The organism is Paraburkholderia sp. BR10936 (assembly GCF_040965735.1).
Classification (GTDB): domain Bacteria; phylum Pseudomonadota; class Gammaproteobacteria; order Burkholderiales; family Burkholderiaceae; genus Paraburkholderia; species Paraburkholderia nodosa_A.
The window spans coordinates 74464-86801 of sequence record NZ_JBFRCM010000007.1; the positions used below are offsets into that span (position 1 = coordinate 74464).

The 12338-nt window shown below is 64.8% G+C and carries 9 protein-coding genes and 1 pseudogene; 7 read left to right on the forward strand and 3 right to left on the reverse strand.

Translation table 11 applies throughout. The annotated features are described in order from the left end of the window. Positions 1 to 13 precede the first annotated feature (13 nt). Positions 14 to 496, reverse strand: a complete 483-nt coding sequence (locus AB4Y36_RS16780) for an ArsI/CadI family heavy metal resistance metalloenzyme (protein ID WP_368683608.1) — start codon at positions 494 to 496, stop codon at positions 14 to 16. Continuing rightward, positions 493 to 828, reverse strand: a complete 336-nt coding sequence (locus AB4Y36_RS16785; protein ID WP_368683609.1) for an ArsR/SmtB family transcription factor — start codon at positions 826 to 828, stop codon at positions 493 to 495. Before AB4Y36_RS16785 ends, AB4Y36_RS16780 begins: the two co-directional genes overlap by 4 nt. A 621-nt stretch (positions 829 to 1449) precedes the next feature. Between AB4Y36_RS16785 and AB4Y36_RS16790 the strand changes: the two genes are divergently transcribed. The 4 genes from AB4Y36_RS16790 (at position 1450) to AB4Y36_RS16805 (ending at position 6515) form a co-directional block, all read left to right on the forward strand. Then, positions 1450 to 1740, forward strand: coding sequence for a hypothetical protein (locus tag AB4Y36_RS16790; protein WP_069266991.1), 291 nt, complete (start codon positions 1450 to 1452; stop codon positions 1738 to 1740). Positions 1741 to 1907: 167 nt separating this feature from the next. Beyond that, the gene (locus tag AB4Y36_RS16795; RefSeq protein ID WP_368683610.1) at positions 1908 to 3017 is read left to right on the forward strand and encodes a DUF484 family protein; all 1110 of its coding nucleotides are present in this window, start codon (positions 1908 to 1910) and stop codon (positions 3015 to 3017) included. Positions 3018 to 3165: 148 nt separating this feature from the next. Continuing rightward, the gene (locus tag AB4Y36_RS16800) at positions 3166 to 4998 is read left to right on the forward strand and encodes an SLC13 family permease (RefSeq protein ID WP_368683611.1); all 1833 of its coding nucleotides are present in this window, start codon (positions 3166 to 3168) and stop codon (positions 4996 to 4998) included. Positions 4999 to 5042: 44 nt separating this feature from the next. Continuing rightward, on the forward strand, positions 5043 to 6515 hold the full coding sequence (locus tag AB4Y36_RS16805) for an alpha/beta hydrolase (RefSeq protein ID WP_368683612.1): 1473 nt from the start codon (positions 5043 to 5045) through the stop codon (positions 6513 to 6515). Between the two features lie 62 nt (positions 6516 to 6577). On the opposite strand, the pseudogene AB4Y36_RS16810 reads toward AB4Y36_RS16805, so the two are convergent. Beyond that, a pseudogene (locus tag AB4Y36_RS16810) lies at positions 6578 to 7474 on the reverse strand (S1C family serine protease); the annotation flags it as partial. Positions 7475 to 8007: 533 nt separating this feature from the next. Here AB4Y36_RS16810 and AB4Y36_RS16815 point away from each other — a divergent pair. The 3 genes from AB4Y36_RS16815 to AB4Y36_RS16825 all read left to right on the forward strand — a co-directional run bounded on the left by AB4Y36_RS16815 (position 8008) and on the right by AB4Y36_RS16825 (position 12322). Beyond that, on the forward strand, positions 8008 to 9057 hold the full coding sequence (locus AB4Y36_RS16815) for an AI-2E family transporter (RefSeq protein ID WP_069267055.1): 1050 nt from the start codon (positions 8008 to 8010) through the stop codon (positions 9055 to 9057). A 28-nt stretch (positions 9058 to 9085) separates the two neighbouring features. Then, positions 9086 to 10555 (forward strand): amidohydrolase family protein, encoded by a 1470-nt coding sequence (locus AB4Y36_RS16820; protein ID WP_368683613.1) that lies wholly within the window; start codon positions 9086 to 9088, stop codon positions 10553 to 10555. 573 nt (positions 10556 to 11128) lie between these two features. Then, positions 11129 to 12322 (forward strand): hypothetical protein, encoded by a 1194-nt coding sequence (locus tag AB4Y36_RS16825; protein WP_368683614.1) that lies wholly within the window; start codon positions 11129 to 11131, stop codon positions 12320 to 12322. Positions 12323 to 12338: the final 16 nt, after the last annotated feature.

The window sequence follows — 12338 nt, forward strand, 5'->3', positions numbered from 1 at the left end:
CGTTCGCGGCTACTCAGCAGCACGCCGAAGACCTGGCCGGATTGCCAGCCGGCTTGTCCGACGACGGCGCGCAGCACGCAGCCACTTCGCGGGCCGGTGCACCGGTCGGCGTATTGCGCGACTCCCCGAACACGGGAATTTCATTGAGCGTGTGATACGACTCCCACGCGATGCCCTGGGGATCGACGCTCCAGTACTTGTTCGACTTCGCGTAGCAGCACGCGGTATCCAGCTGCGTATCCACCGGCAATGCCGCGCTTTCCAGCCGCGCGTGCATTTCGGCCAGTTCGGCTTCGTTCTCGACCTGCACACCGAGGTGATCCAGGCCCGGTGCGGCGCCGCGCTGCGAGATCGCGAAATTGACGCGCGGGTCCTCGAGCATCCACTTCGCGTAGTCGCTCTTCACGACGGTCGGTTCAGCGGCAAACAGCGCCGAGTAGAAACGGATGCTCGATGCGAGATCCGCAACGGCGACGTGAATGTGAAAGCGCTTCATGACTGCTTCTCCGTGGAGGGTGAGCACATTGATGTCGGCGAACAGGGATTGCCGCCGCAACAGTTCTCGGTGAGGTAGGTCAGCAGGCCGTTCATCGTCGCGAAGTTCGCGCAGTAGAAAACGAACCGGCCTTCCTGGCGGCTCGTGACGAGTTGCGCGTGAGACAGCTCCTTCAGATGGAAGGAGAGCGACGACGGGGGCACGTCGAGCAGGGTAGCGATCTGGCCTGCGGGCAAGCCTTCGGGGCCTGCCTGAACGAGGGCGCGAAAGATCGCGAGCCTGGACTCGTGCGCGAGAGCCGCCAGTGCGGCGATGGTCTGGTTCGTTTCCATTATTCGATAATAGTCGAAATATCGAAGAAATAGCAAGGAGATCGCTCGCACGACGTGAAAATTTTGGCCTCGGTGGCCTCGGTGGCCTCGCTCGCGCTTCGTACGGTTTTTGCCGGCACGCTGCGGGCCGCATGCCAATGCAGAGACGATTCATGACCTCGATGCGCATGCAACGAAAATCGCGCAGACCGATTATGTGTGCCGCAATGAAGGCGACCGATATTCCGCAATATGGATGCGAAATGTAGTCTCGCAAAATGCGCTGTAAATCGTTGAGGTGGATTTCAATCAGGGCGCCAAAAAAAGGCTTCTCGCAAATGCCACGTCAAATCGCCGAACCGCATATCGAACCGCGCCGCGCCCGGATTACAGGCCGATAAATCCATTACGCCATTACGGGTAATTGCCAAAAAACGAAATAAATCGTTGCGCACAATGCGCTTAATTATCCGCGATTGCTTTCCTAAACTTGACATGAACTGGTAGTGGTTTGCTTTACGTACACCACTGCGAACAGTTACGCGATTTGATCGTCGTGAGCCGCATATAACGACCGCCCAATGAGAAATATCGCGGGTCGTTTGTGCCGGAATTCCAGTCCAATCAAAGGAGGAGCAAGTCATGAGCAAGACAACCAGCACATTGATCGCGGCCGTTGCCGCGCTCACGCTGTCCGCCGGTGCGTATGCACAGAGCAACAACACACTGGCAACCCCAGGCGTTACGTCGCCGGCTGCCGCAGCCAATACCAATGCAACGAGCGGCTACGGCACGCCAGGCGCCACGGGCTCGGACAGCGGCATGAGCGCTGCGTCGCCGAATAGCATGGACAACAGCGCGGCGCCGGCCCCCGGCGGCCCTGACAACAACTCGCTGGCGAGGCCGAGCGTAAGGTCGCCGGCAGCGAAATAACAGCAGCCTGTGACCATAAGCAAGACCGCTGCCCTCACGGACAGCGGTCTTTTCTTTTGCCCTGACTCCGTTGGAACAGGCCGCCGCCGCGCGGGTGTCGTCGTTCGACGCTCAAGTCTGTCCCCAGGCTGCCGTAATAGCAGGCTTCGGAATATTCTCGATGCATCGTGACACATCCCGGGACTCAGCCTTCACTGGATCTTGCTGCGCTAATCGAAACCGTTCAGCGCAACGAGCGCGCATCGAAGTCGTTCCAGGACGTGGAACTGCGCCTGATCGGCGCGCACGACTGGTGCGCTTTTCTCGAAGGGATATTCGTTTATCTGCCCGAGGTGTTCCGGCTGGCTTGCGCCGGCCTCTGGCTCGACGTCCGTACGCCGCTGCTACGCGATCTGCTCGAATCCGACTGCGGGCGCGCCGACCTCGAAGCGAATCTGCGATCGGGGCTCCAGGGCGGCCTCGCGCTGTCGCGTCTGTGCGCCGGAAACCAGCCGTGGCTTGGCCGCGTGCGCGAACTGAGCGATCTCGAGCCCGCAGTGAGCGAGACCTTCTTCGACGCGCGGACCACGATCGGCAGTGCGATCGTGTTGCCGCTTCTGAACCGCACTCAACTGCTCGGCTATCTGTGCCTCGCAAGCGATGATTCCGCGCGTTTCGATGCCAGCATGGGCACCGATCTGCTCGCGCGCTTCAGCCGCGTTGCGGCGGCGAGTCTCGACAACGTCGCTCACCGCGAGCATCTGCGCAAGACCGGCGTGACCGACCCGCTCACGGGCCTGTCTAACCGCCGCTATTTCGACGAGCGCCTGCATCAAGAGATCCGGCGCGCGAGTTCGCACGCGGCGCCCATGTCGTGCCTCTTCATCGACATCGATCATTTCAAGCAGATCAACGACACGCACGGCCACGCAACCGGCGACCTCGCGCTGGGCGCCATCGGCACCTGCCTGAAGCAGCAGGTGCGCGTGGGGGATACGGTGTCGCGCTACGGCGGCGAGGAGTTCGTCGCGCTGCTGATGTGCGAGCTGCCCGACGCGCTGGCCGTTGCGGAGCGCATCCGGATTGCGGTCGAGGCGCTCGAAGTGCTCGACGACGAGGGTGAGCGCATTGCGCTCAGCGTGTCGATTGGCGTGGCGGCGTATCGGCTCAACAGCGAGACGAATGCCGGTGCCGCGAGTCCCGAAGCGCTGGCGCGCTCGCTGCTCGACCAGGCCGATCAAGCCATGTACCGCGCCAAGCACCAGGGGCGCAACCGCGTTTCGCTGCTGGAGTCGTGAAGGCCTGGACGTTCACAAACGTTGCATTGAAATGGCGGCGTCGCAGGCATGACGGCCCAAGGCCGCGCTGAAACGTAAGTTTTCAAAATCCGGCACTATTTGCGGTAGCAGTGGTTTCCCAGGCCCGTTGAGCAGGCAAAGCGAAATCGTGTCTACCGACCTTTTGATGACCGTTGCCTGTCTGGCCTGCGCGATCGCGATGTTCCTGATCGGCCGGCCCCGCGCGGACGCGGTGGCGCTCATCATGATCGTCGCGCTGTCGCTCTCGGGCATCGTGACGGTCAACGAGGCGCTGGCCGGTTTCTCGGACCCGAACATCGTCCTCATCGCGGCGCTCTTCGTGCTGGGCGACGCGCTCGCGCGCACGGGCGTCGCCCAGCGCGTGGGCGACTACCTGATCGAGCGCGGCGGGTCCAACGAGCGTCGCCTCGTCGTGCTGATCATGATCATCGTCGGCGTCATGGGCTCCGTCATGAGCTCGACGGCCGTCGTCGCGATCTTCATTCCCATCGTCATTCGCATCGCACGCCAGTCGGGCGTGTCGCGCGCGCGCATGCTCATGCCGGTCAGCATGGCGGCGCTCACGAGCGGCATGCTCACGCTCGTCGCGACGACGCCGAATCTCGTCATCAACAGCGCGCTCGTCTATCGCGGCTACCGGCCCTTCAGTTTCTTCGCCATCACGCCGCTGGGCGTGCCGATTCTCGCCGCGAGCATCGGCTGGATGCTGTTCGCAAGGCGCTTTCTGACCGGCACGGATGGCGCGGAGGCGACCACGCGCCCGTCGCTGAACGACTGGGTCGCGCGCTATTCGCTCGAAGGGCGCGCCTTTCGCCTCGAGGTCGGCGGGGACTCGCCGCTCGTCGGGCAGACGCTCGGCCACACCGGGCTCGACGACGACCCCGTGGCGCGCGTCGTCGCGATCGAGCGGCGCACGCGCATGGGCGCGACGGTCCTGCCCGCGACCGCGGACAGCAGCATTGCGCCCGGCGACGTGCTGCTACTCGACGTGGAATCCGCGAGTTTCGACGTGCAGGCGTTTTGCGCGCGCTATGCGCTCGCGACGCGCCGCATGTCGGGCGCGTACTTCACCGACCAGTCGCACGACGTGGGCATGGCCGAAGTCATCGTGCCGCCGGACTCGTCGCTCGTGGGCAACGTCGCGCGCAGTTCCTCGGCGCTGCGTCGGCACGGCGTGACGGTCGTCGGCCTGCGCCGCGCCGACGCCGCGCTCGAGCAGGACCTGCAGGCCACGCAGCTCAAGGTGGGCGACACGCTGCTGGTGGTCGGGCCGTGGATCGACATCTTCTCGATGCAGTCGGTGGAGCGCGACATCGTGTGTCTCGCCATGCCGGTCGAAAGCGATGCCTACGTGCCGGTGCCGCACAAGGCGCTGCACGCGCTCGCCATCATGGCGCTCGTCATCGCGATGATGCTCACGCCGCGCGTGCCGAACGTGCTCGCGGGCCTGATCGGGTGTCTGCTGATGGGCGCGTCCGGTTGCGTGAGCCTCGACAGCGCGTATCGCGCGATTCACTGGCGCAGCCTCGTGCTGATCGTGGGCATGCTGCCGTTTTCCATCGCGCTGCAGCGCACGGGCGGCATCGATATCGCCGCCGACGCCGTGCTGCGCGTGGCCGGCAACTGGGGGGCGCACGGCTTGCTGGGCGCCGTTTTCCTGCTGACGCTCGTGATCGGCACCGTGATTTCCGGCACGGCGACGGCGGTGCTGATGGCGCCCGTGGTGCTCGCGATGGCGGCGCACCTGCATGCGTCTCCGTATCCGTTCGCGATGACGACGGCGGTTGCCGCGTCGGCGGCCTATATGTCGCCGATCTCGACGCCCGTGAATGCGCTCGTCAGCACCGCTGGCGGCTATCGGTTCCGGGAATTTTTCATGGTGGGCTCGCCGGCTGCCCTCGGGGCGCTCGTGATCACCGTCACGCTGGTACCGCTCATCTGGCCGGTTTTCCCGCGCTAGCGCGAGGAAAGGCCGGCCACCCGTTCACGAGGCATTGACCGGACATGGCGAATTTCTTGACGAGAGCGTGGCTCCTTCGCTGGATCAAGCGGATTTCCCTTTTCGTGCTGATCGCATTCGTGTGCATTGCCGGCGTGCGGTTCTTCGACGCGCAGCGCAAGGCGCCGTTGAGCCTGTGGCACACGTACGTGCCGGAAGACATGCACGCGCACGAAATCGATCATGCGACGTGGGAGGAATACATCGCCAACGAGAACCGCCTGTTCGACTCGGTGAAGAAAAACGTGACCGACAAGCTGCCGGCGGACGAACGCATTCCCGCCAATCGTTACTTCTCGGGCAGCCCGATTTATCCCGGGCACTTTCGTACCAACTGGAACCGCTCATACACTCTTATGCCAGAGGGCGCGCCGCGCGGCGTGGCCGTGATGCTGCATGGGCTGACCGATTCTCCCTATAGCCTGCGGCACATCGCGCAGCGCTATCAGCAAGATGGCTTCGCGGTGGTGGCGGTGCGCCTGCCGGGGCACGGCACCGTGCCCTCGGGGCTGACCGAAGTGACGGCGGAAGACTGGGAGGCGGCCGCGCGCCTCGCCGTGCGCGAAGCGCGGCACCTCGTGCCGGCGCCTGCGCCGCTGCATATCGTGGGTTTTTCGAACGGCGGCGCGCTCGCGCTGCAATACTCGCTCGAGGCGCTGGACGACCCGAGCCTGCCGAAAGCGGACCGCCTGATCCTGCTTTCGCCGATGATCGGCATTACGCGTTTCGCGCGCTTTGCGGGGCTCGCGGCATTGCCCGCGATCCTGCCTGCGTTTGCGAAAGCCGCGTGGCTCGACATCGTGCCGGAATTCAATCCGTTCAAGTACAACTCGTTTCCGGTGAACGGGGCACGCCAGTCGTGGCGGGTCACGCGCAAGATCCAGCAGGAAGTGGCGGACGCGGCGCGCAACGGCAAGCTGGCGGCGCTGCCGCCCACGCTCACGTTCCAGTCCGTGCTCGACTTCACGGTGAGCACGAGCGCGATCGTCAGCTCGCTGTATGCGCAACTGCCTGCCAACGGCAGCGAGCTCGTGCTGTTCGACATTAATCGCACGGCGCAATGGAGCCCGCTGCTGCGCGCGTCGATGCGTGACGCGCTGCGCCGTCTCTCGCCCGTGCCGCCACTGCGTTACCGCCTGACCGTGCTCACCAACGCCTCCGCCACCTCGCCGCACGTCGTCGAAGAGAGTACGGCGCCGAACGAGACAACGGCGAAAGTCGAACCCACGGGGCTCGACTATCCGCTCGATGTCTATTCGCTTTCACACGTGGCCTTGCCGTTTCCGGTGACCGATTCGCTGTACGGCCGCAACCCCGATCCCAACGACGACCTGGGCATCCATCTGGGCGCCCAGTCCGTACGCGGCGAAACCGGGGCGCTGATCGTGGGGGCGGGGCTTCTCACGCGGCTTTCGTGGAACCCCTTCTACGACTATATCGTCGAGCGTATCGACTACCTGGCGAGCCACGGGCCGTGAGCGCGCGTCTGGCGCGCGCCAGGCCCGGACCCGGCCAGGGTTTATGCGTGCGGCGCGAGCTCGACCTGTGCGGTCATTTGCTCGCCGTCGCGGGCCACGACGATCGATACGTTGCTGCGTGCCCGCGCGATCATGCTTTGCAGCTGCTCGACGTTGTCCACCTCGATGCCGTTGACCGCGATGATCACGTCGCCGGCGCTGATGCCAGCCGCCTTTGCCGCACCGCCAGCCTTCACGACGAGCACGCCGCCTTCCACGCCGATCTGCTGCGCTTCGTCGCCGCTGAGCGCGCGCACGGCCACGCCCAGACGCGGGTGCGCATTGCGAGCCAGCGTGGTGCCATTGCCGTGGCCGCCGCCCTGCACGATCTGATCCTTCATGTGCATGGCTTCGTCGATCGGAATCGCGAACGAGAGGCCCTGGAAGCCGCCCGTGCGCGAATAGATCATCGAATTGATGCCGATGACTTCGCCGTTCAGGTTGAAGAGCGGGCCGCCCGAATTGCCCGGGTTGACGGGCACGTCGGTCTGGATCAGGTGCGTCGGGCTATCTTCCGAAAGCTGGCGCGACTTCGCGCTGATGATGCCCGAGGTCACGGTGTTGTCGAGACCATAGGGCGAGCCGATCGCGACGACCCAGTCGCCGACCTTGCTGTTCGCCGGATTGCCGATCTTCACCGTGGGGAAACCCGTGCCGGCGATTTTCAGCACGGCCACGTCGCCTGCCTTGTCGGTGCCGATCACGCGTGCGGGGAACTTGCGGCCGTCGGTGAGCTTGACCGTCACGTCGTCCGCGCCTTCGACGACGTGATTGTTCGTCAGGATGTAGCCATCCTGGCTCACGATGAAGCCCGAACCCAGGGCGCCCGAATGGCCGTCTTCGGAGTCCGGGTTTTCCTTGACGACCTCGACATGGACCACAGCCGGGCCGTACTGCGCGACGATCGCCGAGAAGTTGGGCGCCGAGCCCCGGACGTCGTCTGCCTTCGGCACGGGTGCCGATAACGTCGTTTTCGTGATGGGGCTTTCGTCCGCGCTGGCGTGCTCATGGCTCACGACCCAGGCGCCGGCAAGCGCCACCGCTACACCGGCGATCAGGCCCCGGCGCCGATATTTGATGGTACTCATTGCTATGGTCTTCGAAGAGAGGGTGAAGGTGCGCGTAAGGTACGTTTAGCTGCTTAAACGTGACTTAAATGCAGGAGAGATCTTTTGACCGCGCGAAGAGTCGATGTGCGCGCAACGAAAAGCCGCGGCGCGGTTGTTCGGATTCCTCGCCAGCTAGCGCGCACGTCTTCTTCAAAGCGGCTAGTCTTGCGAAGTGGCGGCCGATCGCGCCCCGAAGACGCTTTATTGAGGGCCGGATGTGCGCGGCGAGGCGTGGATGGGTTGCAAACGTCTCGTGCCTGGTCCCCGCTTCGCCGCGCGACACGCTGTACGCAACCGCTGTCTACAACATCAACGCAACGTGGTTCGTCATCCCAAGCATCTCCATGAAACAGGATCTCGTCACGTTCACCTGCGTGGTCGTCATCGCCGTCATCACGGGGTGGGTGCTGTATATCGGGCGCCCGGTGCTGGTGCCGATCGCATTCGCGATCATCACGTCGTATGTGATCTACGGGCTCGCTGAAATCCTGCGGCGCGTGCCTCACGTGGGCACGCGCATTCGCGCGGGGGCGCGCTACTGGAGCGCGGCCGCGCTCATCCTCGTGGCCGCGTGGGTCGCGACCGAACTGCTGCTGTCCGACACTGACCGCATGCTGGCCGTGGCGCCGAAATACGAAGCCACGCTGCTCGCCTTGCTCGCAAAAATCACCGCGCTGTTTCATCTGGAGACCGAGGCTTCGTGGACGGCCTTCCGCCGCGAGCTGCTCGCGACCGTCAACGTCCAGTCGCTGCTCACCTCGCTGCTCGGCTCGCTCTCTTCGCTCATGGCAACGACGCTCGTCGTTCTGCTGTACACGGCGTTCTTCATGGTCGAGATGGGGCGGTTCCGCCGCAAGCTCTCCGCGGTCATGCGCGGCAAGGCGGACATGGAGCCCGTGATCGACGCCATCAATTCGAAGATCGGCACATATCTCGCGTTGAAAGCGCTGCTCGGCGTGGTGCTCGGCATACTCAGCTGGATCTGCATGCATCTGGTCGGGCTGGAGTTCGCGCCGCTGCTCGCCGTGCTCATCGTGCTGCTCAACTTCGTGCCGTATGCGGGGTCGCTCATATCCGTTGCGCTTCCCGCCTTGCTCGCCGCGCTTCAATTCGGCCAGTGGAACGAGTCGATCACGTTGCTCATTGCGCTCTCCGCGATCAACTTCGTGATGGGCAACGTGCTCGATCCATGGTTGATGGCGGGGTCGCTGAACCTGAGCCCCGCGGTCATCCTGATGAGCCTCGCCACATGGACGGCGCTGTGGGGCATACCCGGCGCCTTTCTCGCCGTGCCGGGCACCGTGGCACTCACGATCATTTTCTCTGCGTTCAGCTCGACACGGCCGCTGGCGCTGCTGTTGACGAAGGACGATGTAGTCAGGCGTGCAGAATAAATGCGTAGCTTACTTTCACAGGTGAACTATGGCTTCCAGAATCGACCGCCGCGGCAATGCAATCCGCCCTGTCTCCGCCTGCCTGGGCGACAAGGCGCTCGCGGAGTTCGCCAGTCGCCGCATCAGCGCCGATCTTGCCCGTCGCGGCTTCCTGATCGGCATGGGCGCATCCCTGTTGAGCGCGGTGCTGCCCGAGTTCAGCAGCGCGCAGCAGCCTGGCGCCGCCGCTCCCGCCCAGCCCACGACCTTCACGAACTTTCGCCTGTTCGACGGCAAGTCCGCGGCGCTGCAGGACGGCATGTCCCTCGTCGTCGATGGCAACCGCATTTCGCAGTTGCGTCGGGGCGCGCCTGACGCGCAGAACGCGTCGGGCGGGCGCGTGATCGACTGCGGCGGCAAGGTGATGATGCCGGGCCTCATCGACATGCACTGGCATTCGCTTCTCGCTGCGGTCCCGATCGCGACCATCCTCCAGTCCGATCTGAGCTTCGTCTACCTGGCCGCGGGCGCGGAGGCCCAGCGCACACTCTTGCGCGGATTCACGACCATTCGCGACGTAGGGGGTCCCGCTTTCGCCTTGAAACAGGCCATCGACGCCGGCATGCTGAGCGGCCCGCGCATTTACCCCTGCGGCGCGATGATCACCACGACGGGCGGCCATGGAGACTTTCGTCTGCTGACCGACGTACCGCGCACGAGCAGCCAGATCAGCGAGATCGAACGCACCGGCGCTGCCGCCATCGCCGACACGGCCGACGAAGTGCGCCTGCGTGTGCGCGAGCAGTTCATGATGGGCGCCACGCAGATCAAGCTCGTGGGCTGCGGCGGTGTGTCGACCCCGCGCAGTCCGCTCGACATGCTCACGTTCACCGAGCCGCAGCTGAAAGCCGCGGTGGAAACGGCGTCCGACTGGGGCACTTACGTGCTCGTGCACGCCTACACGCCGGAATCGGTGAAGCGCTCGGTGGCTGCCGGCGTGCAATGCGTCGAGCACGGACACCTCATCGACGACCGGACGGCTGAAGTTCTGGCGAAGAACGGCACGTGGTTGAGCACGCAACCATTTACCAGCGAAGAGGACGTTGCGCCGCTGGCGCCGTCGAGCCGCGAAAAGTTTCTCGAGGTGACAGCCGGGACCGACAACATGTACAAGCTCGCGCGCAAGCATGGGCTCAAGGTGGCGTTCGGCACGGACCTGATCTTTTCGCAGGCGCTGGCCACACGGCAAGGCACGATGCTCGGGCACATGACGCGCTGGTATTCGAATGCCGAGTCGTTGCGCATGGCCACTGCCACGAACGGACAGTTGCTCGCGATGGCGGGCGAGCGCAATCCGTATCCGCACAAGCTCGGCGTGCTGGAGGAGGGCGCATACGCGGATCTGCTGATCGTGGCGGGCGACCCGCTCCAGGACATGACGCTGCTGGCCAACCCCGATCAGAACCTGAGCCTGATCATGAAGGATGGCCGCGTCTACAAGGACGCGTTGAAGGCGTGACACTGTGGGGCGCGGGCTCGCGGCGTCACCAACGTACTTAAAAAACAGCCGAAAACAAACGGGTCGCGGTCGCGATTTGGCACGCAAATCGAGGGCGAAATATCCGCGCAGGCGTTCCGAACGCTGCGCTCATGGCGTATCAGCCACAGTCAGCCACACGATTTCTGTATCAAGATGTCACGGCGCGGGGACGCATCAAGCGGGCCCATCTGCCTGCGCAGCGCGGCCATCATGGAACGCCCGGAGCGGCCCCCGCGGGGGTCGAAATCCCGCCTGTCCTTATCCGCCATCTGGCCGATTATGCCGGTTGAACTTCGCGGCGAAGTAGCTCATATTCAAATCGACTATTTGTTACAACCGTCCAACGATCTGCGCAATAGAGTAGAGACTACAGCGAATACTTCGAATCCGGGCCGCCTGGTTGCCTCCGCTGCGACGCGCACCAGCCGCCGGTAGCCAACCCGAAACCATCCTGTCAAAGCTTCCATGCCTGCAATGTTCAACGAACCTGGCCGATCCAAGTCTGGTCCGTGGGGATGTCCATACTGCGGGACCGGTTTTAATGCGCCACTGATGATCTGTCCTCAGTGCGGCGCGAAGCAGCTTTCCTCTGGCCCGCGCACGTCGCCGGCCAGCGAATCCGTCGCGCCCGAATGGCACGATGGGTTCGCGCGCCATGCGCGCACGCAGTGGAACCCTTCTGCATTCAGCTTCAGTGGCGGCGCGCCGCGCGACAGCGATTACGAGCCGCGCGATGAGGCGCCTCGGGCGCCGCGCTCGTGGTTGCCCTTCTATGCGATTGGCAGCGTAGTGTCGATCGCGTTCCTGCTGACCGCGTACATGATTTCGCACCGGACCGAGCGCGAGCCGACCCCGGGCGCCCAGATCGTGGAGGGTGCGATTCTCGGACCCAAGGCCACACCGGCCGCGCACGACTCGAAGCCGCATACGGTGCTCAGCGCGCCGCCCGTAGCCGTCGCGCAGTTGCCGCCTCCGGCTGCCAGTGTGCCGCCGCCTCCGGTCGCGAGCGTCAAGCCGCCTCCAGTCAATACCGCGCCGCCGCCCGTCGTGGCCCATGTGGCGCCGCCCGCACCGGCGCCGGCGCCTCAACCGACGCCTGCTCAAGTGCAGCCGCCGCGTACGGCGACCGCTCGCGCGGAGACCGCACCACCGCCGAGCGCTGCGGAAGAGCGCGCGCTCGCTGCAGCGAAGGCCAAGGCAGACAAGGCCAACGCGGAGAGGATTGCCGCCGCGAAGGCCAGGGCAGACAAGGCCAACGCGGAGAAGGTCGCGGCCGCGAAGGCCAACGCAGAGAAGGTCGCCGCAGCGAAGGCCGCCGCCGATTCGCGGGCCGACGTCTCGAGAAGTCTGGCGATGGCGCGCGCGAGCCTCGACAAGAACAGCCTCGGGCCTGCACGCAGTGCGATCAATTCCGCGCTCGCGGCACAACCGGGCAACGGCTCCGCGCTGCAAATGCAGGCCGAATTGACGTCGCGCGAAGATCAGCGCGATTCGTTGCTTGGCTACGCGCGGCTTTGCGCGCGCGATGGGCGGTGGGTGTGCGCCTGGCATAACGCGGGGCACGCACTGACCGTCGATTCGTCGAGCGGCGAAGCGCGGGAGATCCTCTCGCGTTCGATCGCGGCTCAGGGAGCCGGCAACATGGCACAGGGCGCCGGCCACGTGGCACAGGGCGCGGGCCCCCCCGCGGCCACGATGAGACAGGTGGACTCGGGCCCGCCGGGGCCACCGATCGATCCCAACTGACGATATCCAAAGCGCA